Source organism: Magnetospira sp. QH-2 (assembly GCF_000968135.1).
Classification (GTDB): Bacteria; Pseudomonadota; Alphaproteobacteria; order Rhodospirillales; family Magnetospiraceae; genus Magnetospira.
The window spans coordinates 1,945,126-1,970,700 of record NZ_FO538765.1; the positions used below are offsets into that span (position 1 = coordinate 1,945,126).

The 25,575-nt window shown below is 58.7% G+C and carries 32 protein-coding genes and 1 tRNA gene; 4 read left to right on the top strand and 29 right to left on the bottom strand.

Annotated elements, in window-relative coordinates; all coding sequences use genetic code 11:
- Positions 1-144: 144 nt before the first annotated feature.
- From MGMAQ_RS09180 to MGMAQ_RS09220, 9 genes are all read right to left on the bottom strand, one after another.
- Complete coding sequence (locus tag MGMAQ_RS09180) at positions 145-471, bottom strand: YnfA family protein (protein ID WP_046021305.1); 327 nt, start codon at positions 469-471, stop codon at positions 145-147.
- A gap of 57 nt (positions 472-528) precedes the next feature.
- Positions 529-605 (bottom strand) — tRNA-Pro (locus MGMAQ_RS09185).
- A gap of 75 nt (positions 606-680) precedes the next feature.
- Positions 681-1,118 carry a MerR family transcriptional regulator gene (locus MGMAQ_RS09190; protein WP_046021306.1) on the bottom strand — a complete coding sequence of 146 codons (438 nt, stop codon included), beginning with the start codon at positions 1,116-1,118 and terminating at the stop codon, positions 681-683.
- 17 nt (positions 1,119-1,135) lie between these two features.
- Complete coding sequence (locus tag MGMAQ_RS09195; protein WP_046021307.1) at positions 1,136-1,435, bottom strand: integration host factor subunit alpha; 300 nt, start codon at positions 1,433-1,435, stop codon at positions 1,136-1,138.
- A 113-nt stretch (positions 1,436-1,548) separates the two neighbouring features.
- Positions 1,549-2,559, bottom strand: coding sequence for a beta-ketoacyl-ACP synthase III (locus MGMAQ_RS09200; protein ID WP_046021308.1), 1,011 nt, complete (start codon positions 2,557-2,559; stop codon positions 1,549-1,551).
- Positions 2,556-3,620: a phosphate acyltransferase PlsX gene (plsX, locus tag MGMAQ_RS09205; RefSeq protein WP_046021309.1), complete on the bottom strand. Its 1,065-nt coding sequence runs from the start codon at positions 3,618-3,620 to the stop codon at positions 2,556-2,558. The genes MGMAQ_RS09200 and plsX overlap by 4 nt, the downstream gene beginning before the upstream one ends.
- A gap of 49 nt (positions 3,621-3,669) precedes the next feature.
- The gene (gene rpmF, locus MGMAQ_RS09210) at positions 3,670-3,852 is read right to left on the bottom strand and encodes a 50S ribosomal protein L32 (RefSeq protein ID WP_046021310.1); all 183 of its coding nucleotides are present in this window, start codon (positions 3,850-3,852) and stop codon (positions 3,670-3,672) included.
- 133 nt (positions 3,853-3,985) lie between these two features.
- Positions 3,986-4,525: a DUF177 domain-containing protein gene (locus tag MGMAQ_RS09215; RefSeq protein ID WP_158498827.1), complete on the bottom strand. Its 540-nt coding sequence runs from the start codon at positions 4,523-4,525 to the stop codon at positions 3,986-3,988.
- Positions 4,526-4,530: 5 nt separating this feature from the next.
- Entirely contained in the window at positions 4,531-5,094 is a 564-nt protein-coding gene (locus tag MGMAQ_RS09220; protein WP_046021312.1) for a ubiquinol-cytochrome C chaperone family protein, read from the bottom strand.
- A gap of 105 nt (positions 5,095-5,199) precedes the next feature.
- Here MGMAQ_RS09220 and MGMAQ_RS09225 point away from each other — a divergent pair, with 105 nt between their 5' ends.
- Positions 5,200-5,634, top strand: a complete 435-nt coding sequence (locus MGMAQ_RS09225) for an outer membrane protein assembly factor BamE (RefSeq protein WP_046023159.1) — start codon at positions 5,200-5,202, stop codon at positions 5,632-5,634.
- Between the two features lie 74 nt (positions 5,635-5,708).
- Here the strand turns inward: MGMAQ_RS09225 and MGMAQ_RS09230 are convergent, their stop codons facing one another.
- The 11 genes from MGMAQ_RS09230 to rpiB form a co-directional block, all read right to left on the bottom strand.
- Positions 5,709-7,805 (bottom strand): sodium-translocating pyrophosphatase, encoded by a 2,097-nt coding sequence (locus MGMAQ_RS09230; protein WP_046021313.1) that lies wholly within the window; start codon positions 7,803-7,805, stop codon positions 5,709-5,711.
- Between the two features lie 148 nt (positions 7,806-7,953).
- Positions 7,954-8,388: a hypothetical protein gene (locus MGMAQ_RS09235; RefSeq protein ID WP_046021314.1), complete on the bottom strand. Its 435-nt coding sequence runs from the start codon at positions 8,386-8,388 to the stop codon at positions 7,954-7,956.
- Positions 8,389-8,500: 112 nt separating this feature from the next.
- The gene (gene thiL, locus MGMAQ_RS09240; RefSeq protein WP_046021315.1) at positions 8,501-9,481 is read right to left on the bottom strand and encodes a thiamine-phosphate kinase; all 981 of its coding nucleotides are present in this window, start codon (positions 9,479-9,481) and stop codon (positions 8,501-8,503) included.
- A gap of 3 nt (positions 9,482-9,484) precedes the next feature.
- Positions 9,485-10,000, bottom strand: a complete 516-nt coding sequence (gene nusB, locus MGMAQ_RS20720) for a transcription antitermination factor NusB (protein WP_046021316.1) — start codon at positions 9,998-10,000, stop codon at positions 9,485-9,487.
- Positions 9,997-10,455: a 6,7-dimethyl-8-ribityllumazine synthase gene (gene ribH, locus MGMAQ_RS09250; RefSeq protein WP_046021317.1), complete on the bottom strand. Its 459-nt coding sequence runs from the start codon at positions 10,453-10,455 to the stop codon at positions 9,997-9,999. Before ribH ends, nusB begins: the two co-directional genes overlap by 4 nt.
- Entirely contained in the window at positions 10,452-11,582 is a 1,131-nt protein-coding gene (gene ribB / locus MGMAQ_RS09255) for a 3,4-dihydroxy-2-butanone-4-phosphate synthase (RefSeq protein WP_046021318.1), read from the bottom strand. Before ribB ends, ribH begins: the two co-directional genes overlap by 4 nt.
- Positions 11,579-12,169, bottom strand: a complete 591-nt coding sequence (locus tag MGMAQ_RS09260; protein WP_046021319.1) for a riboflavin synthase — start codon at positions 12,167-12,169, stop codon at positions 11,579-11,581. Before MGMAQ_RS09260 ends, ribB begins: the two co-directional genes overlap by 4 nt.
- 8 nt (positions 12,170-12,177) lie before the next feature.
- Positions 12,178-13,302: a bifunctional diaminohydroxyphosphoribosylaminopyrimidine deaminase/5-amino-6-(5-phosphoribosylamino)uracil reductase RibD gene (gene ribD, locus MGMAQ_RS09265; protein WP_371258397.1), complete on the bottom strand. Its 1,125-nt coding sequence runs from the start codon at positions 13,300-13,302 to the stop codon at positions 12,178-12,180.
- Positions 13,292-13,744: a transcriptional regulator NrdR gene (nrdR, locus tag MGMAQ_RS09270; protein ID WP_046021321.1), complete on the bottom strand. Its 453-nt coding sequence runs from the start codon at positions 13,742-13,744 to the stop codon at positions 13,292-13,294. Before nrdR ends, ribD begins: the two co-directional genes overlap by 11 nt.
- A 28-nt stretch (positions 13,745-13,772) precedes the next feature.
- A complete protein-coding gene (glyA, locus tag MGMAQ_RS09275; RefSeq protein ID WP_046021322.1) occupies positions 13,773-15,053 on the bottom strand; it encodes a serine hydroxymethyltransferase in 1,281 nt (426 codons plus the stop codon).
- Positions 15,050-15,532, bottom strand: coding sequence for a ribose 5-phosphate isomerase B (gene rpiB, locus MGMAQ_RS09280; protein WP_046021323.1), 483 nt, complete (start codon positions 15,530-15,532; stop codon positions 15,050-15,052). Before rpiB ends, glyA begins: the two co-directional genes overlap by 4 nt.
- A gap of 400 nt (positions 15,533-15,932) precedes the next feature.
- Here rpiB and MGMAQ_RS09285 point away from each other — a divergent pair, with 400 nt between their 5' ends.
- The gene (locus MGMAQ_RS09285) at positions 15,933-16,361 is read left to right on the top strand and encodes a MucR family transcriptional regulator (protein ID WP_046021324.1); all 429 of its coding nucleotides are present in this window, start codon (positions 15,933-15,935) and stop codon (positions 16,359-16,361) included.
- A gap of 169 nt (positions 16,362-16,530) precedes the next feature.
- Here MGMAQ_RS09285 and panD read toward each other — a convergent pair whose 3' ends face one another.
- Entirely contained in the window at positions 16,531-17,070 is a 540-nt protein-coding gene (panD, locus tag MGMAQ_RS09290) for an aspartate 1-decarboxylase (protein WP_046021325.1), read from the bottom strand.
- 207 nt (positions 17,071-17,277) lie between these two features.
- On the opposite strand from panD, the gene MGMAQ_RS09295 reads away from it, so the two are divergent.
- Positions 17,278-18,486 (top strand): ABC transporter substrate-binding protein, encoded by a 1,209-nt coding sequence (locus MGMAQ_RS09295; RefSeq protein WP_046021326.1) that lies wholly within the window; start codon positions 17,278-17,280, stop codon positions 18,484-18,486.
- A gap of 51 nt (positions 18,487-18,537) precedes the next feature.
- Here MGMAQ_RS09295 and MGMAQ_RS09300 read toward each other — a convergent pair whose 3' ends face one another.
- The 5 genes from MGMAQ_RS09300 to MGMAQ_RS09320 are packed head-to-tail and all read right to left on the bottom strand — an operon-like array spanning position 18,538 to position 22,067.
- Entirely contained in the window at positions 18,538-19,464 is a 927-nt protein-coding gene (locus MGMAQ_RS09300; protein ID WP_173427171.1) for a branched-chain amino acid ABC transporter permease, read from the bottom strand.
- Entirely contained in the window at positions 19,464-20,327 is an 864-nt protein-coding gene (locus tag MGMAQ_RS09305) for a branched-chain amino acid ABC transporter permease (RefSeq protein ID WP_252508708.1), read from the bottom strand. Before MGMAQ_RS09305 ends, MGMAQ_RS09300 begins: the two co-directional genes overlap by 1 nt.
- A 3-nt stretch (positions 20,328-20,330) precedes the next feature.
- Complete coding sequence (locus MGMAQ_RS09310; protein WP_046021327.1) at positions 20,331-21,035, bottom strand: ABC transporter ATP-binding protein; 705 nt, start codon at positions 21,033-21,035, stop codon at positions 20,331-20,333.
- Positions 21,032-21,841, bottom strand: a complete 810-nt coding sequence (locus tag MGMAQ_RS09315) for an ABC transporter ATP-binding protein (protein ID WP_252508709.1) — start codon at positions 21,839-21,841, stop codon at positions 21,032-21,034. Before MGMAQ_RS09315 ends, MGMAQ_RS09310 begins: the two co-directional genes overlap by 4 nt.
- Positions 21,842-21,860: 19 nt before the next feature.
- Positions 21,861-22,067, bottom strand: coding sequence for a hypothetical protein (locus MGMAQ_RS09320; protein ID WP_046021328.1), 207 nt, complete (start codon positions 22,065-22,067; stop codon positions 21,861-21,863).
- 178 nt (positions 22,068-22,245) lie between these two features.
- On the opposite strand from MGMAQ_RS09320, the gene MGMAQ_RS09325 reads away from it, so the two are divergent.
- Entirely contained in the window at positions 22,246-23,538 is a 1,293-nt protein-coding gene (locus MGMAQ_RS09325; protein WP_046021329.1) for an O-acetylhomoserine aminocarboxypropyltransferase/cysteine synthase family protein, read from the top strand.
- Between the two features lie 153 nt (positions 23,539-23,691).
- On the opposite strand, the gene MGMAQ_RS09330 is transcribed toward MGMAQ_RS09325, so the two are convergent.
- From MGMAQ_RS09330 to MGMAQ_RS09340, 3 genes are all read right to left on the bottom strand, one after another.
- The gene (locus MGMAQ_RS09330; protein WP_046021330.1) at positions 23,692-24,309 is read right to left on the bottom strand and encodes a NeuD/PglB/VioB family sugar acetyltransferase; all 618 of its coding nucleotides are present in this window, start codon (positions 24,307-24,309) and stop codon (positions 23,692-23,694) included.
- Between the two features lie 113 nt (positions 24,310-24,422).
- Positions 24,423-25,034: a thioredoxin family protein gene (locus MGMAQ_RS09335; RefSeq protein ID WP_052716278.1), complete on the bottom strand. Its 612-nt coding sequence runs from the start codon at positions 25,032-25,034 to the stop codon at positions 24,423-24,425.
- Positions 25,035-25,105: 71 nt separating this feature from the next.
- The gene (locus MGMAQ_RS09340) at positions 25,106-25,564 is read right to left on the bottom strand and encodes a DsrE family protein (protein ID WP_052716279.1); all 459 of its coding nucleotides are present in this window, start codon (positions 25,562-25,564) and stop codon (positions 25,106-25,108) included.
- Positions 25,565-25,575 lie beyond the last annotated feature (11 nt).

The following is a 25,575-nucleotide window of genomic DNA, read 5'->3' on the forward strand; positions in this document are numbered from 1 at the left end:
TTCGAGCGTGTGGCGACACATGCTTCGACAAGCTCAGCATGAGGGCTTTTGAATTTTCAAGGTGTTCGCCTCACTCTGAGCTTGTCGAAGGGCGAGATGGGCCGTAGGACAACACTTTTCCGGCAGTCTGATAGGTTGACGCCATCATCCGCCCCTGGGACCGAGTAGGATGATCAGAGCCCCGAAAATACAGATACCGCTGCCGATCATGTCCCATCGATCCGGACGAGCCCCTTCCACAACCGCCATCCAAACCAGAGAAGCCGCGATATAGATTCCTCCGTAGGCGGCAAAGGCACGGCCTGCAAAATCCGCTTCGATACGGGTCAAAAGCCAGGCAAACAGAACCAGACTCAGCAGTCCGGGGATCACCCATAGGGGGGATTTCCCCAGTCTCAACCAAGCCCAAAAGGCGAAGCATCCGGCAATTTCGCCGACCGCGGCGAGGATATATAAGGGTATGGCATTCATAAGCGTGCCTCCTCATCAAAAAGGGCCCCACCAGTCGGTGAGACCCTCGTTGATCATTGGTCGGAGCGGCGGGATTCGAACCCACGACCCCTACACCCCCAGTATAGTGCGCTACCAGGCTGCGCTACGCTCCGTCAGTCGGGGGTGACACCCTTGAAAGGGTGCCGGGGACCGGGAATGTACGCCGAAGCGCGATGGGGATCAAGAACTTAGAGAGTCGGTTTGCGCAACAGATTGCGCAGTTCTCCGAGATCTTCCAAAACCGCTTCCAATTCGGCCCGCTTCAAGGGATCCAAGACAATGCTTTCATTGGCTCTTGTGGGCTGCACGGAATCAAAAAGCTCGCCAACCTTCTGTGGTTGCCCTTCTTCCTTGAGCAGCTTCTGCACCCCTTTGATGGTATAGCCTTCCCCATGCAAAAGGTCGCGGATCCGGCGCAGAATGGCGACGTCCTCGGGGCGGTAATAACGGCGACCGCCAGCCCGTTTGACCGGGCTGATTTGGGTGAATTTGGTTTCCCAGAAGCGCAGCACATGCTGTTGCAGATCAAGCTCTTTGGCCACCTCGCTTATGGTGCGAAAGGCGGTGGCGGACTTACCATTATTCTGCCGGGCACCCGCTGGGGCACTTGCGTCTGTTTCGGTCATGAATTTGGACGGCGCCGTCAGGCCTTGCGTTCGTTGATTCGGGCCTTGAGCACCTGCGATGGTCGAAATACCAATACCTTACGCGGTAAAATAGGCACTTCCTCGCCGGTTTTCGGATTCCGTCCGATCCGTTGACCTTTGCTGCGGATGGAGAAACTTCCGAACGAAGAGATCTTGACCGTTTCGTCCCGCCCCAGGGCGTCGGTCACTTCGTTCAGAACGGACTCCAAAAGATCCGCTGATTCGTTGCGGGATAGGCCGACTTCCTGATAAACGGCCTCGCTCAGTTGGGCGCGTGTAATGGTTTTCCCTGACATGCTTCGGCACTCTCCCAAGAGTTGACCCAAGGAGCCTACCTTGCCTATGGAAAGCCGTCAATATCAAAGGGATGCAAGTTTGCATTCGCGCGACCGGGAAAGTCCGGCCGGGTCTACCAGCGGACCAGACAGGCGCCCCAGGTCAAACCGCCGCCCATGGCTTCCATGAGCACCAGATGCCCGGGCTGAATACGACCGTCGCGAACCGCCTCGTCCAAGGCCAAGGGCACCGAGGCGGCGGAGGTATTGGCATGGCGTTCAACGGTCACCACCACCTTTTCCGGCGCGATCTTCAACTTCCGGGCCGTGCCGTCCAGAATGCGTTTGTTGGCCTGATGCGGCACGATCCAGTCCAGGTCCGAAGCCTGTAAGCCGTTGGCGTCCAAGGCTTCCTTGACCACACCGGCCAGGTTCGTGACGGCATGGCGGAACACTTCCCTGCCCTGCATGCGGACCTTGCCAACCGTACCCGTGGACGACGGCCCGCCGTCCACATAAAGAAGGTCATGGCCGCGACCATCGGCATGCAGGTGGCTGGAGAGAATCCCGCGTTGTTGATACGACTCGGAGACACTCGGGGAACCGCTAGCCTTGGGTTCAGCGCTCAGAATCACCGCACCGGCGCCATCACCAAACAGGACACAGGTGCCCCGGTCTTCCCAGTCGAGAATACGGGTAAAGGTTTCCGCGCCGATGACCAAAGCCGTCTTATGTTGGCCGGCACGCAGGAAATTGTCCGCCGTGGCCAGGGCATAGACGAACCCGGAACACACGGCCTGAACATCGAATGCCGCCCCCCGGGACACGCCCAGGGCGGCTTGAACCTTGGTTGCCGTGGCCGGAAATGTGCTGTCGGGGGTCGTCGTTGCAACAATAATCAGATCCAGATCGTCGGCGGTGACCCCCGCATGGGCCATGGCCTTGCGGGCCGCCGCGGTGGCCAGATCAGAAGTATTCTCCCCCTCAGCGGCCATGTGCCGTTGACGAATCCCCGAGCGTTCGACAATCCATTCGTCACTGGTATCTACGGTCTCGGCCAGTTCTTGGTTGGTGACCAACCGCTCGGGCAGATAGGACCCGCACCCGAGAATACGGGAGATGAAAGGCGACGATGGGAGGGTCATTTAGCGGTGTCCTCGGCAGCTATGCTTGGCTCTTCCCGTTCCCGCTGCGCCATCAGCCGTTCCAGGTCTTCTTTAATGCGGTCATTGAATCCATGACGGACCAGTCGCTCCGATGCGCGAATGGCATTGCTAAAGCCCAGGCCATCGGTGCCGCCATGGCTTTTTACGCAGATCCCGTTCAAACCGACGAACATGGCCCCATTGTAGCGTCTCGGATCAACCCTTTGTTTGAACCGCTTGAGGGCAGGCATGGCCAGAAGCGCGCCCAGCTTGCTGCCCAAAGAGGCGCTCAGAGCTTCCCTGAGAAACAGGCCGAACATCCGTGCCGTTCCTTCGGCGGTTTTCAAAGCCACATTGCCCGTGAAGCCATCGGTCACAATCACGTCTACGGTCCCGGCGCCGATGTCGTCGCCCTCGACAAAACCATGGAATTTGATCGGCAGATTGGCTTCTTGCAGCAAGGCCGATGCCTGTTTTACTTCCTCGTGCCCCTTGAGGTCTTCCACACCGACATTGAGAATGCCCACGGAAGGCTGCTCCAGATCCAGAACCTGACGGGCGAAAACTTCGCCCATCACCGCGAATTGCACCAGATTCTCCGCGTCGCAGGTCACATTGGCGCCCAGGTCCAACATCACCGAACGGCCCCGCTGGGTCGGGAAATACGTGGCGATGGCCGGGCGGCTGACCCCCGGCAAGGTGCGCAGCTGAATCATGGACATGGCCATTAGCGCACCCGTATTGCCCGCAGAGATGATGCCGTCGGCCTCTTGGGATTTTACCGCGGCAATAGCGTGCCACATGCTGGATTTTCGCCCGCTACGCAAGGCAACGGACGGCTTCATTTCATTGGTAATCACGCCCTCGGCATGACGTATTTCACAACACCCGGCCAGGGCAGGATGACGCTCTATCAAGGCGTTCAGACGCACCTCATCACCGAATACCAGGAATTTCGCATCCGGAATTCGGCTATGCGCCAGTTCAAGGCCCTCGATCACCATGTCAGGGGCATTGTCCCCGCCCATGGCGTCAATGGAGAGCGTAATACCGGCGTTCAAACGTCCAGTCCCCCTTTAACCGATCCCTTGGGATTGGATGTGACGCCCCTTAGGCGGCATCGGTCTCAACGACCTCGCGGCCATCGTAAAAACCACAGGCACCACAAACATGGTGCGGCTGCTTCAGTTCGCCACAGTTCGGGCATTCCTGATAGCTCGTGGCATTCAGGGAATCATGTGCCCGACGCTGATTGCGCCGCGACTTGGTGACTTTTTTCTTAGGTACAGCCATCTCAAACTCTTCTCTGTCTAGCAAGTCCGCGAAAAACGGACCTTTTCGCCCCACTGACGCGGGGCGCTCTGTTTAAACAATAATGAAACGAAGGGCAAGCGATTACCCGACATTGCCCTCTTCCGCGGTATGTTTACCGGGTTTCCTTCAGCTTTGCCAGCACTGAGAAGGGATTTGGCGGATCTCTTTTTTCATCACCCTCGACGGTCTTGTCGGTGGCGTAACCCTCGAAGGATACGCCGGGCGCTTTGGGATAGGTGGGAATCTCCAGACCGACTTGTTCAGCCAGGCTTTCTCCCAGATCAAAGCGGTCGCCTTCCAGCGGTTCTATATCGATGATGCTCTCTGGGTCCAGTTCGATTTCAGCGACCGGCTTGTCTTGGTCCGGCCGACAATAGACGAAATCAAGCGGGCTATTGATCAGGGTTTCAACCGGCTCCAGTGTCACCACACATGCCTGCACCACGCGACCGCTCAAGGTGCCCTGTACGCGCACCTCCCGTCCACGGCGCCGGACCGTCAAAGAAACTTCGGCAACCAATTCGGGGATCTTTTCCACCCCGAAACGCCGACTCAGGGCGTCACGCTCTTCCACCGAGGTGGAAACGGTCAACTTGAGGCCACCATCCGGGATTTCGGCCACCACGATTGGGCGTGACCATTCGGGGGTCATATCGGTCATTCCCTGACCTCGATCACATCAGGCAGACCGGCGAAAGTAATCTCCCCTCGCCGCAGGTCTCCCATGGATTGCTGCTCCAGGTGGAAGGCCTGCTGACGCACATAGGCCGCCAGAACAGCGACCTGATCATTATCCGGCTCTGTTTTGCGATAAACATTGCGGCGCAGAGAATCCATCAACACTTTGTCGTCGGCAGCCGCCAGTCCACCGTCATAGGCCGCGACCCGACCGAAAAAGCCCTTGGCCACGGATTTGACCCGACCGCCAATGGCGATATCACTGACGCCCATTTCCCGCAAATTGCGGTCCACATCGACAAACATGATGTCGAATACGGTTTGGGAAAGCTTCTGATCTTCGGGATCGGCGTTTTCCGCTTTCAAGCGCCGCATGACGAGAAAGGCATGCAAGGCGATCAAGTCGTAGCGCCCATCGGGGGTATCGGGGACGCCCAGTGTGGAATAGAAAGCCGGTTGCCGCGCTTGCGCCACCAAAGCCTCGTAAAGCGCGCGTGCCGGAGCTTCGTGTTGGTTCCGTTGAAACAGACTAAACAAACCCATGAATTGCGCCCTTGTTGACAACGATTGGCTCGTGGTGCGATGTATCACCCTATCAGGCTGAAATGCCGTCGAACACGGGAACAGTCAAGCATTGCCATGAAGAAAATGTCCATATACACCGGAATTGCTACGATCCTGGTCCTTGGTGGCCTAACGGTTGGCGCTTGTTCTCCACGCATTGATACCCGAGGCAACCTGCCCGAGGATGAAATGCTCGCCGAGCTACGCGTTGGGGAATACACCCGCGAGGATGTGATGGATATCCTCGGCTCACCCTCGGCCACCTCCGAATTTGGTAACCAGACTTGGTACTACATCAGCAAACGAACGGAAACCACGGCATTTTGGGCGCCCGAGGTCAAAGATCGCAAGGTTATCGTGGTTCGCTTCGATGACAAAGGGCGAGTCGCCGCCATTGACAAGGTTGGCCTGGAAGAAGGTAACTTTGTCGAGACCGTGGACCGTGAGACCCCCACGGCCGGACATGAATTGACCGTGTTTGAGCAGTTGTTCGGCCAGATTGGTCGGTTCTCTAAATAGGACTGGCATGGCGACACGAAAAAGGCCCCGGCGGAATACACCGGGGCCTTTCGTCGTTTAGAGTCGCGATCGGCTTAGCCAGCCAGCAGGGCCAGCAGCAGAATGGCAACGATGTTGGTGATCTTGATCATCGGATTGACAGCCGGACCGGCGGTATCCTTGTAAGGATCACCGACCGTATCACCGGTCACCGCGGCTTTGTGGGCTTCCGAGCCCTTGCCGCCGTGGTTGCCGTCTTCGATGTACTTCTTGGCATTATCCCAAGCACCGCCACCGGAGGTCATCGAGATGGCCACGAACAGGCCGGTCACGATGGTACCCAGCAGCATGGCGCCCAGCGCGGTAAAGGCCTGGGCCTGACCGGCCACGGCATCGACCACGAAGTACAGCACAATCGGCGCGAACACCGGCAGCATGGACGGAATGATCATTTCCTTGATCGCCGCTTTGGTCAGCATGTCGACACAGGTGCCGTATTCGGGCTTGCCGGTGCCTTCCATGATTCCGGCGATCTCCCGGAACTGTCGCCGAACTTCCAGCACCACCGAACCAGCGGCACGGCCCACGGCCATCATGCCCATGGCGCCGAACAGGAACGGCATCAGGCCACCGAAGAACAGCCCGACCACCACATAGGGGTCCTGAAGCCGGAACTGCACGTCCAGATCCGGGAAGTAGTGCCCCAGGTCCTCGGTGTAGGCGGCGAACAGCACCAGGGCGGCGAGACCGGCGGAGCCGATGGCGTAACCCTTGGTGACGGCCTTGGTGGTATTGCCCACCGCGTCCAGGGCGTCGGTGGTCTTGCGCACGTCTTCTGGCAGATCCGCCATTTCGGCGATGCCACCCGCGTTATCGGTCACCGGACCATAGGCGTCCAGAGCCACCACGATCCCGGCCAGGGCCAGCATGGTGGTCGCCGCGATGGCGATGCCATACAAGCCGCCGGTGGTGTAGCCGACGATAATACCGGCGCAGATGATCAGAACCGGCAGAGCCGTCGATTCCATGGAGACCGCGAGGCCTTGGATGACGTTGGTGCCATGGCCGGTAACGGAGGCCTTGGCGACGCTGAGCACCGGCTTGTGCTGGGTGCCGGTATAGTACTCGGTGACCCAAACGATCAGGCCCGTCACCACCAGACCGGTGATGGCGCAGATGAACAGATCCATGCCGGTGATCGTCCGCGGACCCATTTCAATGGCCTGGTCGAAGCCAAGCATTTGCTGGATGATCACGCCAATGAAGATGGCCGAGAACACCGCCGTGGCGATCAGCCCCTTGTACAGGGCGCCCATGATATTCTCCGATCCGCCAAGACGGACGAAGAAAGTGCCGATGACCGAAGCGGCGATGCAGACGCCACCGATGACCAGCGGCAGCAGCAGCATGGTTTCCTGAGTGGCGCCGGTAAAGAAGATCACACCCAGCAACATGGTGGCGACGATGGTCACCGCATAGGTCTCGAACAAGTCGGCGGCCATGCCGGCGCAATCGCCCACGTTGTCGCCCACGTTGTCGGCGATCACCGCCGGGTTGCGAGGGTCATCCTCGGGGATTCCCGCTTCGACCTTGCCCACCAGGTCAGCGCCCACGTCAGCGCCCTTGGTGAAGATGCCGCCGCCCAGACGGGCGAAGATGGAGATCAGCGACGCGCCGAAGCTCAGGGCCACCAGGGCCTCCATGATGTGCCGCATCTGCTCGGGTGTCTCGGTGCCAACGGTGTTGCGCAAGATGATGTAATATCCGGCAACGCCCAGCAGGCCGAGCCCGACCACCAACATACCGGTGACGGCACCGGACTTGAAGGAGATGGCCAGACCACCGGCCAGACCCTGAGACCGGGCGGCTTCGGCTGTGCGCACATTGGCTCGCACCGACACGTTCATGCCGATATAACCGGCCAGACCGGACAGGATCGCGCCGATGGCATAGCCGATGGCCACGTCCAGGCCCAGACGCAGCCCGAGCAAAATTCCGATAACCACGCCGACGATGGCGATGGTGGTGTATTGACGATTGAGATAGGCGCTGGCGCCTTCTTGGACCGCAGCGGCAATTTCTTGCATGCGTTCCGTACCCGCCGGTGCCGAAACTACGGACCGGACGGCGTAGGCTCCATACAGCAGAGCCAACAGGCCCATTGCTAGAACCAAGATATACATAGCTGACATTCCGTTTCCCCCTAAAATGGACGGATGGCTGTTAAGCGGGCGAAGCACGGCTCCCCTATTTTCTCGGCCGTGTCTGCCCGGGACTCTGCCACGAGCCACCCTCCGGCGCAATACCGCTGCCGAATCCGCGCCCCAGAGCGTTATATAATTACTTTGATTGCTGAATGTCCGCCTTAACGGTCAAATCCCGAACCAGGTCGGGGTCACCCGTTGCCTTGGCAGATAGCAACAGCAACCGGTCTTTCAGCAGCGCCAGATCCACTTCGCTGGTCTTGCGCAGCATCCGGGGCAGGTAGCTATAGAGATCGCGCAGGAAAGTATCCGAAAGTTTAGGGGCCAAGCGCTTGATTTTGTCCTCGTTTTCCTTGCCCATGCATTCAAATTTCACTTCGATGGTGACCGTGGCCTGCATCCGGTCTCCCTGGATCAAGGGCACAAGAAGCGGTTCCAAATCGACGTACAGGGGTTCTTCTACCGGCACTGGTTCCGGCTCGGGCTCCACTTCGGTTCCCATGATCATGGCGATCAGGTCGTATCCCATCCAATTGGCCACGGCAAAGCTGCCGCCGGTCAACAAAATCAAGACCGCTAATAGTATCGCTAGTTTTTTCATTATTGGATCCTCCCCTGCGCGGCATTATTCCCGCTTGTCGCGTCGGTGAAAAGGGGCATTCGGTGAAAACCGACCGCTGGACTCAGAAGTGGCGGTATCCTTGCTGCTTTATCGAGCGCTCTTTTCCTTGTTCATCAATCACCGTGACTCCCTTCCCCGCCATCATGGTTCCGATGCGGGTCAAGGGCACCCCCGACTCTTGGCTGACCGTGGCGATCTCCCCTTCTCTTTCCAAGGGCATCGTAAAGCATAATTCATAATCATCACCGCCCGTCATGGGCAGGTCAACAAGACCCGCCTCCGCTTGTTGGGCAGCCCGGACCGCATCGGATAGCGGTACCCGGCTTTGGGTAATGCGCGCGCCCAATCCCGATTCATCGGCCAGATGCCCCAGATCGGCCAGCAGACCATCGGAGAGATCCAAAGCCGCCGTCGCGTTCCCGAGCAAGGCCTGTCCGAGGCGCAAGCGTGGCCTGGGGCAAAGATAGCGATCCAGCAAGTAAGCGTGGTCTTGGTTTGATAGCGACGCCAGTTTCCCTCGAGCGGCCAGCAACCCCAAGGCACCATCGCCGATGGTTCCGCTGACGTAGACGCCGTCCCCCTCTTTTGCGCCGTTGCGTCTCAGCAGCCCCCCCTTGGGCACGGCACCATGGGCGGTGACGGTCAGCGACAAAGGGCCGGACGTCGCCACCGTATCGCCGCCGATCAAGGCGACTCCATAGATTTCCTGATCGGCCTTGAGCGCCTCGGCAAAGGCCGCAATCCAGGACTCATCCGTTTCTTGGGGCAAACAGGCAGCCAAGAGATAGCCGACAGGCCGAGCCCCCATGGCGGCCAGATCGGACAGGTTGACCCTCAGGACCTTGCGGGCAATATCGCCGGGGGATTGATCCGCCAGGAAATGCACCCCGGCGACCAGCGCGTCGCTGGTGACCACCAGGTCGTGATCTTCCGGGATATCCAATCGTGCGGCGTCGTCGGTCAGGTTGAACGCGCCGGGAGCGGCCTCGGCCAGGGGCGCGAAATAGCGGGCGATGAGATCGAACTCGTCACGCCCCGCCATGGGTTACCCCGCCTCCCGGGCCATTTCGTCGGCCCGCAAGGTGCGGGCAAGCCGATCAAGCACCCCATTGACCAGTCCGGGCTCCTTGGCCAGGAAAAAATCACCGGTCAGGTCCACATATTCCGTGATCACCACCCTGGCCGGGACCTTGGGACAATCCAGAAGCTCATAGGTGCCGACGCGCAAAGTCGCGCGCAGAACGGCTTCGAGCCGGTGCACCGAATAGCCGCCTGAAAGCGCGCCGTCGATCATGGCATCCAGATCCGCCTGACGCCCATGGGCACCGCGCAGCAACAGGCCGAAATAGTTGCCGTCCGGTTCCGGCAGGGAAACCCCCTCCCCGTCGGTCAGATCAGCGCCGGTCCAGCGCTTGTGGAGAAATTCATCAATCACGCCGTTGAGGCCTGCCCCGGACATGTCGATTTCATAAAGGGCTTGCACGGCCGCAAGGCGTGCGGCGCTACGCCGACGGCTGCCGCCATCGCCGGGCTGTGTTCCCTGAGATTTAGAATCACTCATGCGAGATCGAAGCTTTTCTTGATGTCGAGCAGACGCAGGCAGGCCACGGCGGCACGTCCGCCGAAATCCTTGCCGGTGGTATCGGCGCGGACCAGGGCCTGTTGTTTGTTTTCAACCGTCAACACGCCATAGCCATGGGGCATGCCGTGCTCGATGACCAAATCGGTCACGGCGCGGAAAGATTCCGTGCAGACCACGTCGTAATGACTGGTCTCCCCCCGAATAACGCAGCCCAGGGACACCACGCCCACGTAATGGGACGTTGTGGTGCATTCCGCCATGCCTTGCAGGGCGTACTTGATCACCGAGGGAATCTCCAAGGCGCCGGGCACCAGAATATGCTCATAAGGAATCCCGGCCTTTTCCAGAACCTGGGTAGCGCCTTTCAACAATTCCTGGCCGATATCTTCGTAGAATCGGCCTTCGACGATCAGGATCCGGGGCCCATCAATCATTCCGTGTCTCCTCCCGTGGGGATTGGCTTCTGGTCAACCACTTTCAGACCATAGCCTTCCAGACCAATGATATTCTTTTGCGTATTGGATAGCAGCACCATTTCGCGAACGCCCAGGTCAAGCAGGATCTGTGCCCCCACACCATAGTCCCGAAGCTCCCCACTCGGCGCGGCTTCGCCGCTGAGACGGGAGCGGACCCGGTCAGACAGGCTGGTGCGCTGCGGTTCACGGATCAGCACGACAACACCCCGCCCTTCGTTGCCAATGGTCTTCATGGCTTGATGCAGTTCTGCTGCCTTGCCAGCCCGGTGGTCACCCAAGATGTCATCCAGCACATTGATGGAATGCATGCGTACCAACACCGGCGCGCCATCGGAAATATCCCCCTTCACCAGCGCAATATGCTCAGCGTAGGCCATCTGATTTACATAGACATGCAAACGGAAGTCGCCGCCATAGATGCTCTCCAGCCTGCATTCCTGGGTCTTTTCGATGATCCGGTCATGGCGCAGGCGATAGGCAATCAGGTCGGCGATGGTTCCCATCTTCAGGCCATGATGCTGGGCGTATTTCACCAGATCCGGCAAACGGGCCATGGTACCGTCGTCATTCATGATCTCGCAAATCACACCGGCCGGGGTCAGACCGGCTAATCGGGCCACGTCCACGGCGGCTTCCGTATGCCCGGCCCGAACCAGCACGCCCCCGTCACGGGCGGCAAGCGGAAAGATATGCCCCGGAGTGGCAATGTCATCCTGGCCCTTGGTGGCGTCGATCGCCACGGCAATGGTGCGCGCCCGGTCAGAGGCGGAAATGCCGGTGGTCACGCCTTCCTTGGCTTCAATGGAAGTCGTGAACGCTGTCTCGTGGCGCGAAGTATTGGTCTGGCTCATCAGGCCAAGCCCCAGGTGCTTCACCCGTTCGCGGGTGAGTGTCAGGCAGATCAGGCCGCGTCCGTGGGTGGCCATGAAATTAATGGCATCCGGGGTCGCCATCTGCGCTGGAATGACCAAATCACCTTCATTTTCACGGTCTTCGTCATCGACCAGGATGAACATGCGACCGTTGCGGGCGTCCTCAATGATCTCTTCGGCGGGCGAGAGATACTGGTGATATTCGGAAGTCATTGGCACTCCAGGAGACGCGATACGTAGCGCGCCAGCATGTCTATTTCCAGATTGACGGGATCCCCCGGTCGGCGACCGCCCAGGTTGGTGGCGGTCTGCGTGTGGGGGATAATATTGACACCGAAGCGGCGGTCGTCGACCTCGTTGACGGTCAGCGAGATGCCGTCGATTGTCACCGAGCCCTTGGGCGCGATATAGCGTTTGAGCTCTTCCGGGACTTCGAATACGAAGCGCTTGGACTCGCCGTCGGGGGTAATGGAGACCACGCTGCCAATGCCGTCCACATGGCCCGATACCACATGACCGCCCAACTCATCGCCAATGCACAGGGCGCGTTCCAGGTTGACCGGATCGCCGACCTTCCAACCGCGCATGGTGGTTGTGGTCAGGCTTTCATCGGAAGCCGAGATCCGAAACCAGGTATCGCCGGTCTCGATGACCGTCATGCAGCCGCCATTACAGGCGATGGAAGCGCCGATGTCGATGGTGGCCGTATCATAGGCGGTTTCGAAGGTGAAGCGGGTGTCCCCGTCCCCCGGTTCGACCGCTTTTACCCGGCCCAGGTCGGTGATGATTCCGGTAAACATGGCGCTGGCTACTTCGTCCGATAGGTTTCCATCCAATCCGGTTCCGCCTGACGGCGTCCGGAGGGTTGGAAATAAGGGGTGCGGGCCAGTTTGTCCACACCCAAGGTGCCAAAGGCCGGGGTCCCGTCACCGCCGATCAACCGAGGCGCGCGGAACCAAGCCAGACGATCGGCCAACCCGTCGGCCACGAAGGCCCCGGCGACTGTCCCGCCCCCTTCCACCAGCACGCGGGTCAAGCCACGTTCGCCCAGGGCTTTGGCCATGATCCGCAAATCCGGACGGCCATCCTTGGCGGAGGCCACCTGAATGACCTCGACCCCCTTGTCGCACAAGGCCTTTTTACGGTCACCGGCGGCCCTTTCCGTACAGACCACCCAGACTTTTTCACCCTTGGCCCGCCGCACCAATAAACTGTCCAGGGGCAGTCTCAATGCACTGTCCAGCACCACCGGCAGCGGAGAGCGGCCCTGGAGCCCAGGCAGGCGGCAGGTCAGAGATGGGTTGTCGGTCAGGGCGGTGCCAATTCCCACCAAGATGGCATCGTGATTGGCGCGCAGTTGATGACCCAGGGCCCGTGCCCGGTCCCCCGTCACCCATTGGCTGTCACCGCCATGGGTCGCGATGCGACCGTCCAAACTTGTCGCGGTCTTGATGGTAAACAGGGGGCGTCCTTTGGTCACCCGCAACAGAAACCCGGCGTTGAGTTCAGCCGCATCGGCTTCGCAAACACCCTCGGTCACGTCGATTCCGGCCCGAGACAGGGTTTCCAGCCCCTGCCCGGCCGTGCGTGGGTCCGGATCCCGCAGCGCCGCGACCACGCGGGTCACGCCCGCCTTGATCAATGCCTCCGAACAAGGTGGCGTCTGACCTTGATGATTGCAGGGTTCCAGAGTCACATAGGCGGTGGTGCCCCGGGCCGCGTTTCCGGCCCGCCGGAGGGCTTCGGTTTCCGCGTGGGGCCGACCGCCCGGTTGGGTCCATCCCCGTCCGACGACGCCCCCGCTCTCGCATCCGTCACCTTCTACTAGTAGACATCCGACCGCAGGATTGGGCCAAACCCTTCCTAAGCCACGCCCGGCCAGGGACAAGGCGACGCGCATGAATGACCGATCAGTGACAGGATCACTCTTCACCCAAACTCCCAATAAACTTCTCGAAGTCTTTGGCTTCACGGAAGTTTCTATAGACCGAGGCATATCGGACGTAGGCCACTTTATCCAAATCACCCAGCACGTCCATGACCATCTCGCCGATCACCTTGGAGTGCACTTCGCTTTCGCCAAGGCTTTCCAAACGGCGTTGGATGCTATTGGCGATGCGGTCGATCTTTTCCTCTTCCACGGGTCGCTTGCGCAAGGCGATATGCAGTGCACGCAGCAATTTCTCTCGCTCGAACGGATTCTTGTCGCCGTTCTTCTTGATCACCGTCAGCTCGCGAAGCTGCACCCGTTCAAACGTGGTGAACCGGGACTCACAGGCCGGACAATAGCGACGCCGACGGATGGCGGCATTGTCTTCGGTGGGTCGCGAGTCCTTTACCTGGGTATCGTCGTTACCGCAAAACGGACAGCGCATAGCCCGTCACCTCCCTGTTCTCTTTGATTTACAGACCCTGATAGATCGGGAATCGATTGCATAGCTCGGTGACTTCCGCCAAAGCTTTGGCCTCCGCCGCCGAGTTATCTTCCGGATTGGCTGCCAGGCCGTCCAACACATCGCTGACTAATTCCCCGACGCGCCGGAACTCGGCCTCGCCGAAGCCGCGTGTGGTCGCCGCCGGGGTTCCCAGGCGCAGGCCCGAAGTCACCATGGGCTTTTCCGGGTCAAACGGAATGGCGTTTTTGTTACAGGTCATCCCGGCCCGCTCCAGGCTTGCTTCGGCTACATTGCCGGTCAGGCCCTTGGGGCGCAAATCCACCAGCATCAAGTGAGTATCCGTTCCGCCGGAAACCACGTCGCAGCCGCGCTGCATAACCACTTCGGCCAGCACACGGGCATTATTGGCGACATTCTGGGCATAGGTTTTGAATTCGGGCTTCAGCGCTTCGCCGAAGGCCACGGCCTTGGCGGCGATCACATGCATCAGCGGTCCGCCCTGTAGACCCGGGAAAACGGCTGAATTGAACTTCTTGCCCAGATCCGGATTATTGCTGAGAATCATGCCGCCCCGGGGGCCACGCAGGGTTTTATGGGTCGTGGTGGTGACAACGTCGGCATGGGGCAGCGGGCTCGGATGGATCCCGGCAGCTACCAACCCGGCGAAGTGGGCCATATCCACCATCAGCAACGCGTCGGCTTTGTCGGCAATGGCGCGCATACGCTCGAAGTCAATCACTCGGGGATAGGCCGAGCCGCCCGCAACGATCAGCTTGGGCCTATTCTCGATGGCCAGTGTTTCCAGTTCATCATAGTCGATCTGGCCATCCTGGCGCCGCACGCCATATTGCACGGCATTGAACCATTTGCCCGACTGGGCCGGGGCGGCGCCATGGGTCAGGTGACCACCGGCAGCCAGGGACATGCCCATCAAAGTGTCGCCCGGGGTCAGCAAGGCCTGATAGACCGCGCCATTGGCCTGGGCGCCGGAATGGGGCTGCACGTTAATATAGTCGCAGTTAAACAGTTTCTTGGCCCGCTCAATGGCCAGAGCCTCGGACACATCGACAAACTCGCAGCCACCGTAATAACGGCGTCCTGGATAGCCTTCGGCGTACTTATTGGTCAGAACCGAGCCTTGCGCCTCCAACACCGCCCGGGAAACAATGTTTTCCGACGCGATCAGCTCGATCTGCGTTTGCTGGCGCTCCAGCTCGTGACGAATGGACGCCTGGATATCGGGATCTGCCTCGGCCAAGGAGGCACCGAAAAACTGCTCAGAACTCATGGGACTGCTATTCCTTCGTATGTCGGGCCGTTCATTAAAGGGGGCTCGGACAGCATGGCGACCCGGCGGGCATGGCGCCCTCCTTCGAATGCCGTATCGAGAAAGGTTTCCAAAGCATCCACCGCCACGTCGATGCCGATCATGCGGCTACCGAAGACAATCACGTTGGCGTCGTTATGCAAACGGCTCATCCGGGCGCCCAGGGCATCATGCACCAAGGCAGCGCGAACCCAGGGAAATCGGTTGGCGGCCATGCTGATGCCAATGCCGCTGCCACAAATCAAGATCCCCCGCGCCGCCCGGCCATCTTTCAAGGCAGCGGCCAGCAGGTTGGCGAAATCCGGATAATCCACGCGCTCGGCACCGCCTGTTCCCAGATCCAACACCGCGACTCCCCGCGCCTCAAGCGCCGCCAACAGCGGGCTCTTAAGGGGAAAACCGGCGTGATCGCAGGCGATAGCGACATCGAATGGCGGCATGGCGGGCTCGTCGACAACCGTTGAACAAGGGATCAGCGGTCTTGGTACCATATGTCGGGGTACCTTGTCAGCAGGCCACAAGGTCTCGGACAACAACCTTTTTCTACCGAGGCCGGTTCGGCCTTCGTCGGACGCCGCCCGCCCGTGCCGCCCGTTCCTGCCGCCCGTCCATCCCGTTGTATGGCAAGTCTTTTGATCTCTCCCTTGCTAAAGGCTTGGAATGGAAGAACCCTATTATTCGTAAAGTGTGATAACCGGGGATTACTTGCTCTTATGCTTAAGAGGGGCACACCTTTTTCTATGGCGAAGTAAAATGACAATTGACACAACATCCGATTTGGGATGATAACAGCGTCAACGTCAGTATCCGTACTCTTGAATTGGAAAAGTTAGAAAAATCATGAGCGATGAAAACATGGAAGTGATCTCCAACGAAGATATCCTGCAAATGTCCGTTGATATCGTGGCAGCTTACGTGGGCAACAACTCATTGCCCGCTTCGCAGATCTCTGATGTGATCACCACCGTCTATGGCGCCCTTAAGTCATTGGACAACAGCGGTCCCGCCGCTGAAGAAGTCTTGAAGCCGGCCGTCACGATCAAGAAGTCCATCACCCCGGACTATTTGGTCTGTCTCGAAGACGGCAAGAAGATGAAGATGCTCAAGCGTTACTTGCGCACCACCTACGGCATGACGGCTGAGGAATACCGCTCCAAGTGGAACCTGCCCGCCGACTATCCGATGGTCGCCCCCAACTACGCCGCCCAGCGATCCGAATTCGCCAAGAAGATCGGCCTGGGCAAAAAGGGTGGACGTAAGAAAGCCTGATCAGCGCCGTCTATTTGATGAAAGACCCCGCCCGGCACGTACGACTTTATTGGAATCGATCACGTTTCTCATATTTGATCGAATCCGATCAAATATGACGTGGTCTGGGCGGGGTTTTTTAATTGCAATCAAGGAGTTACCGCCCCCAAAATCATCCGAACGGCCAGAGCTACAAAGAGAAATGCTCCTGACAGAAGCGTTCCACGTCGTCTTCGCTCAGGCCTTTGGCTATCAGGTCCGCCCGTACCGATGTGACGTCCACGTTGGTGTAGGTATGACAGTTATCGGCGCCGCGGGTGGCTTCGTCCACGATGGCAAAACCCATTTGGCCATCGGATTTCGGCGTGACTTCGTAGGCCAACACCTGATCGATGCGATTGTCGGGCAAGAAGGTCAGAATCTTGGGGCGTTGCTCCGGTACCCGCGCCGCCGGCAGATATTGGGCGGCGGCGATGATCAATTCATCCCCAGGCTGGCACAGACGCGCCGCGGCGCCATTCAACACGCAGCAGCGTGATCCCGGCTCGCCCAAAATCACATAGGTGCTTAGACGGGCGCCGTTATTCTTGTTCCAGATATCGACGAATTCCAACGGGACAATCCCGGCGCGCGCGCATTGCTCGGGATCGAGGGTGACCGATCCATGGTAATTAAGGTCCGCATTGGTGACGCGGATGCCATGCAGTTTGGCTTTAATAACCTTCAACATCGAAACGGGGCCCTTGGCGGGTTGCGGGGCGGCGATTGTACTTGTTGTGCGCGGCAAGGCAAATCCCTTCTTTCCGAACCCTTGGATGGTCGTTTAAAGTTCTATTGGGATCGTTGCGCTTGAGGGATCGAGTCAGCCATCCGAAAGAAAGAAATCTGATCGAACGCCCACCTCCGTGGGCGAACCACCTTTAGGGAGAATTTATCCATGGCGAAGAAACTCACCCGTCTGGGCCTGATTTCGGCCGCCGCCGTCGCCCTGACGGCTACCGCCGCGCAGGCGGACCCCTTGAAAATCGGCGCGCTGATGCCGATGACCGGCGATCTGCAGGCCTATGGCGAAACCTGCCACAACGGTATTCTGCTGGCGGTCGAGGAGATTAATAAGCAAGGCGGTGTGCTTGGCAGCAACGTGGTTATGACCGTTGGTGATACTCAAACCGCGCCGCAGGCCGCCGTTGATGCGGCCACCAAGCTGGTCAACATTGGCAATGTTGATGCCATGGTTGGCGCCCTGTCTTCTGGATCCACCATTCCCGTCGCCAAGTCGGTTGCGGCCACCCGAGGCGTTCCCATGATCTCGCCCGCCTCCACATCGCCGGAAATCACCGGATTGGCCGACGGCGACTTCTTGTTCCGTACCGTCCCCACGGACGCCATCCAAGGCGTAGCACTGGCCCAGTTGACCATTGAAAAGGGCATCAAGAGTGTCGGTGTCATCTATATCAACAATGACTATGGCAAGGGTTTGGCCGATGCCTTTTCCGCCGCCTATGTAAATATTGGTGGGAAAGTGACGGCGACGTCGGGATATGAGCCCAAGCAGCCTTCCTATCGTGGCGAACTGCAGAAAGCCGCCAAGGGTCGTCCAGAAGCTCTGGTACTGGTCGGCTACCCCGAAAATGGACAGACCATCATTCGTCAAGCCCTGGAAGGCGCTGTCTTTACCAAATTCATCTTTACCGATGGCCTAAAGGCTCCTGAAATCATCGCCAACATTGGTGCCGAGTATCTGAATGGCTCATTCGGGACCGCCCCGGAAGCCCGAGGCGCCGCCAATGAGCGTTTCAAAGAAGCCTATAGGGCCAAGTTCGGCGAATTGCCGCCCAAGCCTTATATCGATTCGTCCTACGATGCGGTGATGCTCATCGCCCTGGCCGCCGAAAAGGCCCGTAGCACCGATCCCAAGGCCATTCGTGATGCGTTGCGCGCTGTCGCCAGTCCTCCGGGCAAGCCGATTATGCCGGGTGAGTTCGCCAAGGCCCAATTGGCCATCAATAGCGGCCAGGACGTAGACTATGTGGGGGCTTCCGGTCCTCTCAACTTCGACTCCGCCGGCGACGTGGCCGGAACCTATGCCCACTGGGAAATCAAGGATGGCAAGATCGTCACCGTGAAGGTGTTCGAGCCCAAGTAAGGATGTCCAAGGTTATGAAAAAGGTCCGGTGCCCTTGGCCCGGGCCTTTTTTTATTCGCCCGCTTCGCGGCCCAATTTGGGTTTTTCCTCGGGGATCAGGCCTTCGGGGCGGAACAGCAAAATGATCTGCAAGACCACTCCGATCAACAAAACGCGCAAGGCCCCCGCCTGTGTCACATATTCCACCGGCAGTCTGGATGTCAGGATTTCCGAGGCTGACCACAGGCCCCAGATGACCACCGCGCCCAGCACCGCGCCTTTGTTGTTGCCGCTGCCCCCGGCGATGAGCATCACCCAAACCAGGAAGGTCCCGTACAGGGGATCAAAGGCTTCTGGACTGATAAAGCCTAGGAAATGGGCATAAAGAGCGCCGCCCACCCCCATGATCGCCGAGCCGACCACGAAGGCCTCCAATCGGAAGCGGGTCACGTCCTTGCCCGAAGCCAAAGTGGCGTTTTCGTTTTCACGGATGGCCCGCAGGACACGCCCCCAAGGAGAGCGGCGGGCTCGCTCGATCAAAACATAGACCAAGACCACGAAGGCAATGACCACGCCCAACAGAGCCATTTCCCCTTCCACCGGGCGCGGGATCGCAGGAATGCCGCGCACGCCGTTGGTCAGCCAGTCTTCGTTCTTCAAAACATGGCGAATAATCTCGGCAATGCCGATGGTGGCGATAGCCAGATAGTCGGTGCGTAGTCGGGCGGTAATCAGACCAATGAGAAAGGCCACGATTCCTGAAACCAGCAGCGCCGCGCCAACCCCAACCAGAAACGGCATGTCAAAGCCGCCCAGGTGGGAATTGCTGGCCAGGGTGGTGAAGATTGCCCCGGTATAAGCCCCTATGGCGAAGAACCCGGCAATGCCGATATTGAACTGGCCGGTAAAGCCCCACTGCATATTGAGAGCCAAGGTCAGCACCGCATAGATACCGGCCATGGTCAGAAAGAAGATAAAATAGCCCAGCAACCCTTCCATCAGGCACGCCCTCCGAACAATCCTTGAGGCCGCACGATCAGCATCACCACCATGATGGCAAAGGCCACAGCGGGCTTATAGGTGGGCTCCAGGAACAGGGTCGAGACCTCCATGGCGATGCCGATGACCATGCCCCCGGCAATGGCGCCATAAGGACTGCCGATGCCACCCAAAATCGCTGCCGCGAACACCGGTAGCAGCACTCCCCAGCCCATTACCGGATGCAACCGGGTATCCAGGCCCAGGAAAATGCCCGCCCCCGCAGCCAGGGCGCCCCCCATGAGCCAGGTCCACATGATGACTTTTTCCGCCGGAATGCCGCTGATCAGCGCCAGGTCCATATTGTCGCTCATGGCCCGCATGGCCTTGCCCATGCGAGTGCGGGTCAAAAACAGATGGAGACCGATCACCAAAAGCAGCGCACCGAGGACAATCCATACATGGTCCGGCTTGATGATCAGATCGCCGACCCGATGGGGCATTTGAATACCGGTCTTAAACACATGAATATCCGGCCCCCAGATCAATTGGATCAGGCTTCGCAGAATCAAGGCCACGCCGAAGGATGAAATCAGCATGATCACCGGCGCCGTCCGTCTCAGTCGCCGATAGAGTGCTTGATCGATGAGCACGGAGACCAAGCCCGTGGCCAGCAAGGCCAAGGGTAAGGCGACCCATATATTCATCCCGCCCGCGGTGACGAATAATAAAGTGATATAGGCGCCCAGGGTCATCAGATCCCCATGGGCGAAGTTGGCAAACTTGAGGATACCGAACAACATGGAAACGCCAATGGCGCCCAGGGTGAGGATGCTGCCGAGAACGATCCCGTAAATCAGCAATTGAAGGAGTTCAATCATCATCGCTCAGCCCCCCAAAAACATCTCGGCGACCTCGCGGTTCGCCAGAAGATTGGGACCGGTATCCTCGAAACGCTTCTTGCCCATGGACAAGACAAAGCCCCGATGGGCAATGGCCAAGGCATGCTTGGCGTTCTGCTCGACCATCAAAATGGTGATGCCCAAGGCGTTGATGGCCTTAATCTGTTCAAAGGTATGGTCGATGAACAGGGGCGAGAGACCGGCGGTGGGTTCGTCGAGCATCAATAGACGGGGCTCCATCATCAGAGCGCGGCCCATGGCAACCATTTGGCGCTCGCCACCGGACATCACACCCGCTTCCTGATCCTGCCGCTCGGCTAATTTCGGGAACAGATCAAATACCTTGTCCATGGTGGGCTGGAAATCATCGGAACGGGGAAAAGCCCCCATTTCCAGGTTCTCGCGCACGGTCAGGCTGGGAAAGACGTTCTGCTCCTGCGGTACATAGGATACCCCGCGCCGAACCATCTTCTCCGGCGGTTGGTTGGCGATTTCCTTGCCTTCCAGCAGGATCTTTCCCTCGCGCACCTTGACCAGCCCAAAGATGGCTTTCATCAGTGTGGATTTTCCGGCGCCGTTCGCGCCAACGATGACAGCGATCTCCCCCTGCTCCACGGCGATATCGGTGCCATTGAGAATATCCAGGCCGCCGTAGCCGCCAAAAATGCCCTGGGTCTCAAGGAAACTCATGTCTGGCCCTCCGCCGAGGCGCCGCCACCCAGATAGGCTTCCAATACGCGCTCATCATGACGGACCTGCTCCATGGGGCCTTGGACCAGCACTGTCCCCTGAGCCATCACCACCACCGGATCGCAAAGCCGTGTAATCACGTCCATGTCATGCTCGATGATGCAAAAGGTATAACCCCGCTCCCTGTTGAGGCGCTGAATGAACTCGCAGAGTTTGCCCAAGAGGGTCCGGTTGACCCCGGCTCCCGGCTCATCGAGCAACACCACGCGCGGGTCTGTCATCATGGTCCGACCCAGCTCCAACAGCTTCTTCTGCCCACCGGACAGATTTCCGGCTAGTTCATGCGCCACATGAGATAATTGCAAAAATTCTATGACTTCCTCGGCTTTTTCCCGAATTCGCCGCTCTTCTTCTTTGACCTTTCCCGGACGAAACCAAGCCGAAAGAAGGCTCTCGCCCGATTGGCCTTCGGGCACCACCATCAGGTTTTCCAGCAGGCTCATGCGCGGATATTCCTGCGGGATCTGAAAGGTTCGTACCAGTCCCTTATGGAACAGCTTGTGGGGCGATTGGCCGGTCACGTCGCGACCATCAAGATATATGCGCCCGGAACTGGGGGGATAAAATCCCGCGACCATGTTGAACAAGGTGGTCTTGCCCGCGCCATTAGGGCCGATCAGGCCGGTGATGCTGCCTTCAGCAATGCTGAAGGAACAGGACTCCACCGCACGAATTCCGGCAAAATTCTTGGAAACGTTTTCAATTTTGATCAAGGAAGGCAGCCCCCAATTCAGGCTGCGCACCATACCCTTTTATCCAATGGAATCAAAGGCTGTTTCGCTGGTTCCTTTGCTTACGTTCCAAAACCATCTGCAACTTCCGTTTGGCCACGTCGATCAGTTCCTTTTTTGATCGCTTGGGATCTCCGACGATGGAGACTTCGGTATTGGACACCGGATCGATGGCGCTGACCTTGACGTATTTTCCCACATGGTAGAATTCGATCAGCACTTCGGACAGAGGTTTGCGCATTGGCCGATTCGGACTTTCATCAAGAGGTCGTTCGAGCAAGCTAGCACCGACAGCAGGTGCTGAAAACAGGGAGCATTGCCAATCCCCGTGACAAAAGTGGGGAATCCTTGACTTTCACCCGCGAGGTTGGGATTTTGACCTCGCGCATTACAGATAAAGAACAGGGGAGATCCGTAGGATGTCGCGAGACTCGAAGAACCCGGAAACCATCGTGCTGCACGGCGGCTATCGCCATGACCCGGATACCGGGGCGGTCGCGGTACCTATATATCAGACCACGTCCTATCAATTCCGGGATGCGGAGCATGCGGCCAACCTGTTCGCGCTGAAGGAATTGGGCAATATTTACACCCGCATCATGAACCCCACAAACGATGCCCTGGAGATGCGGCTTGCCGCGTTGGAAGGCGGCGTTGCCGGGTTGGCGACGGCCTCCGGACAATCGGCGGCCACCTTGAGCATTCTCAATTTGTGTGAATCTGGCGACAATTTCGTCAGTTCCACGGATCTGTACGGCGGAACTTGGAATCTGTTTGCCAATACCCTTTCCTCCATGGGGATCGAATGCCGGTTCGTGGACCCCACCGATCCGGAAAACTTCCGCAAGGCCGTGGATGACCGCACCCGCTGCTTTTTCGCCGAGACCCTACCCAATCCGAAACTTCAGGTCTTTCCGATTCAGGAAGTGGCTGATATCGGTAAGGAATTCGGCATTCCGTTGCTGGTTGATAACACGGCGTCTCCGATCATCTGCCGCCCATTGGACCATGGCGCTGCGGTGGTCATCTATTCGACCACCAAGTACATTGGCGGCCATGGCACGTCCATCGGCGGCATGATCATTGATGGCGGCCATTTCGACTGGGAGTCCAGCGGCGACCGCCTCCCCACGCTCAATCACCCCGATCCCAGCTACCACGGTGCCGTCTGGACCGAGGCGGTCAAGCCTTTGGGGCCGATCGCCTTCGCCATCCGTGCCCGGGTGGTCTTGCTGCGCGATATCGGCGCCGCCATGAGCCCGTTCAACGGATTCCAGTTCATTCAAGGCCTGGAAACCCTGCCGCTGCGCATGCGCGCCCATTGCCAAAACGCTCAGGCCGTGGCCGACTTCTTGAGTGGTCATCCGAAGGTCACCAAGGTGATTTATCCCAGTCTGCAAGAGGGCGAAATGCGCCGTCGGGCCGATACCTACCTAAAGGGGGGGCTCGGTGGCCTGCTGGGCTTTGAACTGGAGGGGGGCATGGACGCCGGTCGTCAGTTCATCGATGGATTGGAAATGTTCTACCACGTGGCCAATATCGGCGATGCCCGGAGCTTGGCCATCCATCCGGCCAGCACCACTCACTCACAGCTCACCGATGATGAAAAAGAGGCCACTGGCGTCTCCGCAGGGTATGTGCGGCTGTCCATTGGTATCGAGCATATTGACGATATCATTGGCGACCTGACCCAGGCATTGGACAAGGTCTAACAGACTGCTGAAATAGTGTTGTCCTACGGTCCGCCTCGCCCTTCGACAAGCTCAGGGTGAGGCTAACATGTTGAAAGTTCAATGGCTCTCATGCTGAGCTTGTCGAAGCATGTGTCGCCACAGGCTCGAAATCGGGCTTTTTCAGCAGCCCTATCAAGCTCTCACCGTCGCCCCATCGGGGATGTCGGTGAGAACCCTCGCCCCGGCATGGACCAAGACATTCGCGCCGATAGTGACCCCGAATAACACCGTCGCCCCTAAGCCGATGGTGCTGCATTCGCCGACCCGCACATCGCCGCCCAGGGTGCTCCCGGGTGCCACATGGGCGTGATCGCCGATGACCGCGCCATGGCAGACCACGGCGCCTTGATTGATGATGGCGTTGACCCCTACGCGGCATCGCGGCCCCACCGAGGCTCCCGCCAAGATCTGTACCGCCGGACTGAGTTCGCACCCGGGGCCAACGGAGGCCGCGGGATGAATGACGGGCGGCAAGTTGTATCCCGCTTCAAAGGCCTTTTCATAGAGCATACGACGCCCCTCATTATTGGTGGCACCGCCGAGACCAATGAAAGCATGGACGATCCCTTCCCGGCGCAAATCCACCAACAGCTCATCGTCGGCAAGAACGTGCAGACCAGGCAGAATTTCAGTCCCCGGCAACATACCCTGGTCCAACACGCCTTCCAGTTCATATCCCTGACGGATCACCGCTTCGGCCAGACTAACGCCATGGCCGCCGCCGCCGATAAGAATGGATCGCTTGCTCATCAGAATCCCTTTGATAGATCACATTGTTAGCTTTGACCGCCGAGGCGGGCCTGTCAACGACAACGGGGCCCAAATGGGGCCCCGCTCATTGGATCTCGTATGGGGTGATTACCCTACTCGGCCAAACCGCCGGACTCCGCCGATTGCTCCATGATGTAGCGCTGGAAATTCTGATTCTTGTAGCGTCCGGTCTTGACGAACTTAAAGGCCGCTTTCAGATGGAAATTGCGGAAGTAGCCCGGCAACCGGAAGGCCTCGGCCGCCATTCCCTTTTTGCCTTCAATCTCCGCCATGTCCGCGGGGAAGAACTGAATGGTCGGTGTGAAGAGGACGCCATATTTCTGTGCGAATTCCTTTTCGCTCAAGGTTTCGCCGTCGAAATCGGTCATTTCCCGGTCGCCCCACATGTTCAACTGCAAAACCAGGAAATTCTCTTTCAGATAGTCGACCATGTCCGCGTGGCGGAAATTGACTTTGTGGGTTTCCTTGCAATAGGGGCAACCCTTTTGTTCCCAGAGTAAGGCCAACATCTTGCCTTCGGCAGCGGCCTCGGCCAGGTCTTCGCGCAGATCGAGAAAGGTCTCGCCGAACCAGGGCTGTTTATAAAGGCCGTCATCCCCCATGGGGGCCATGGGCAGCAGGGCTTCTTCCTTGGCCTGGGTCAGGCCGGTGGCTCCGGCCAGCAGGCCGACAACCAAAATACCGAAAAGAACTAGTTTCTTCATGTTGCGTTACACCTCCCGTATGCGTGTCCATCGGACATCGTTCTAAACATTGGAATTTTCAAGCCTTGATCTCAAGGAATAATATCGACCCAGCCGCGCAGCCGCCGCTCGATCACTTCGGGAATTCCCGCCTGCACGACTTCCACACCCTCCAACAAATCCTCCTGGGTCTTATGGATGGTATCCAAGGTATTGCCACAGGCCAGAAATTCAATGCCGTATTGCTGGAGACTGGAAACCCGCTCGGCCACCGGCGAGCTTTCGGTCAACAAGGCCCGGACCCCGGCCCCCCAAGCGACAATGACGATCTCCACATTGTCCATGCCATAGAACTTCTGCACGTTCACGGCGTTATAAAGCAGATTATTGACCTCTCCAGGATCCTTGGTATTGAGCCCCAACAGCACTTTGCGCGGCTCGTCCATGGAGGGTGGCGGATCGGCCAATTCGGTTTCCATGCGGGCCATGGCCGACGCACCACCGAGCAGGATCATGACCATCAGCAACCCGCCCGAGATGAATTTCAACATCTTGCCTCTCC

Excerpts from the sequence above, each read along its gene's own strand:
- MGMAQ_RS09180 (WP_046021305.1), bottom strand. The coding sequence starts at position 471 with ATGAATGCCATACCCTTATATATCCTCGCCGCGGTCGGCGAAATTGCC.
- MGMAQ_RS09190 (WP_046021306.1), bottom strand. The coding sequence starts at position 1,118 with ATGACCGAAACAGACGCAAGTGCCCCAGCGGGTGCCCGGCAGAATAAT.
- MGMAQ_RS09195 (WP_046021307.1), bottom strand. The coding sequence starts at position 1,435 with ATGTCAGGGAAAACCATTACACGCGCCCAACTGAGCGAGGCCGTTTAT.
- MGMAQ_RS09200 (WP_046021308.1), bottom strand. The coding sequence starts at position 2,559 with ATGACCCTCCCATCGTCGCCTTTCATCTCCCGTATTCTCGGGTGCGGG.
- rpmF (WP_046021310.1), bottom strand. The coding sequence starts at position 3,852 with ATGGCTGTACCTAAGAAAAAAGTCACCAAGTCGCGGCGCAATCAGCGT.
- MGMAQ_RS09215 (WP_158498827.1), bottom strand. The coding sequence starts at position 4,525 with ATGACCCCCGAATGGTCACGCCCAATCGTGGTGGCCGAAATCCCGGAT.
- MGMAQ_RS09220 (WP_046021312.1), bottom strand. The coding sequence starts at position 5,094 with ATGGGTTTGTTTAGTCTGTTTCAACGGAACCAACACGAAGCTCCGGCA.
- MGMAQ_RS09225 (WP_046023159.1), top strand. The coding sequence starts at position 5,200 with ATGTCCATATACACCGGAATTGCTACGATCCTGGTCCTTGGTGGCCTA.
- MGMAQ_RS09230 (WP_046021313.1), bottom strand. The coding sequence starts at position 7,805 with ATGTCAGCTATGTATATCTTGGTTCTAGCAATGGGCCTGTTGGCTCTG.
- thiL (WP_046021315.1), bottom strand. The coding sequence starts at position 9,481 with ATGGCGGGGCGTGACGAGTTCGATCTCATCGCCCGCTATTTCGCGCCC.
- nusB (WP_046021316.1), bottom strand. The coding sequence starts at position 10,000 with ATGAGTGATTCTAAATCTCAGGGAACACAGCCCGGCGATGGCGGCAGC.
- ribH (WP_046021317.1), bottom strand. The coding sequence starts at position 10,455 with ATGATTGATGGGCCCCGGATCCTGATCGTCGAAGGCCGATTCTACGAA.
- ribB (WP_046021318.1), bottom strand. The coding sequence starts at position 11,582 with ATGACTTCCGAATATCACCAGTATCTCTCGCCCGCCGAAGAGATCATT.
- MGMAQ_RS09260 (WP_046021319.1), bottom strand. The coding sequence starts at position 12,169 with ATGTTTACCGGAATCATCACCGACCTGGGCCGGGTAAAAGCGGTCGAA.
- nrdR (WP_046021321.1), bottom strand. The coding sequence starts at position 13,744 with ATGCGCTGTCCGTTTTGCGGTAACGACGATACCCAGGTAAAGGACTCG.
- glyA (WP_046021322.1), bottom strand. The coding sequence starts at position 15,053 with ATGAGTTCTGAGCAGTTTTTCGGTGCCTCCTTGGCCGAGGCAGATCCC.
- rpiB (WP_046021323.1), bottom strand. The coding sequence starts at position 15,532 with ATGCCGCCATTCGATGTCGCTATCGCCTGCGATCACGCCGGTTTTCCC.
- MGMAQ_RS09285 (WP_046021324.1), top strand. The coding sequence starts at position 15,933 with ATGAGCGATGAAAACATGGAAGTGATCTCCAACGAAGATATCCTGCAA.
- panD (WP_046021325.1), bottom strand. The coding sequence starts at position 17,070 with ATGTTGAAGGTTATTAAAGCCAAACTGCATGGCATCCGCGTCACCAAT.
- MGMAQ_RS09295 (WP_046021326.1), top strand. The coding sequence starts at position 17,278 with ATGGCGAAGAAACTCACCCGTCTGGGCCTGATTTCGGCCGCCGCCGTC.
- MGMAQ_RS09300 (WP_173427171.1), bottom strand. The coding sequence starts at position 19,464 with ATGGAAGGGTTGCTGGGCTATTTTATCTTCTTTCTGACCATGGCCGGT.
- MGMAQ_RS09305 (WP_252508708.1), bottom strand. The coding sequence starts at position 20,327 with ATGATGATTGAACTCCTTCAATTGCTGATTTACGGGATCGTTCTCGGC.
- MGMAQ_RS09310 (WP_046021327.1), bottom strand. The coding sequence starts at position 21,035 with ATGAGTTTCCTTGAGACCCAGGGCATTTTTGGCGGCTACGGCGGCCTG.
- MGMAQ_RS09315 (WP_252508709.1), bottom strand. The coding sequence starts at position 21,841 with ATGGTGCGCAGCCTGAATTGGGGGCTGCCTTCCTTGATCAAAATTGAA.
- MGMAQ_RS09320 (WP_046021328.1), bottom strand. The coding sequence starts at position 22,067 with ATGCGCAAACCTCTGTCCGAAGTGCTGATCGAATTCTACCATGTGGGA.
- MGMAQ_RS09325 (WP_046021329.1), top strand. The coding sequence starts at position 22,246 with ATGTCGCGAGACTCGAAGAACCCGGAAACCATCGTGCTGCACGGCGGC.
- MGMAQ_RS09330 (WP_046021330.1), bottom strand. The coding sequence starts at position 24,309 with ATGAGCAAGCGATCCATTCTTATCGGCGGCGGCGGCCATGGCGTTAGT.
- MGMAQ_RS09335 (WP_052716278.1), bottom strand. The coding sequence starts at position 25,034 with ATGAAGAAACTAGTTCTTTTCGGTATTTTGGTTGTCGGCCTGCTGGCC.
- MGMAQ_RS09340 (WP_052716279.1), bottom strand. The coding sequence starts at position 25,564 with ATGTTGAAATTCATCTCGGGCGGGTTGCTGATGGTCATGATCCTGCTC.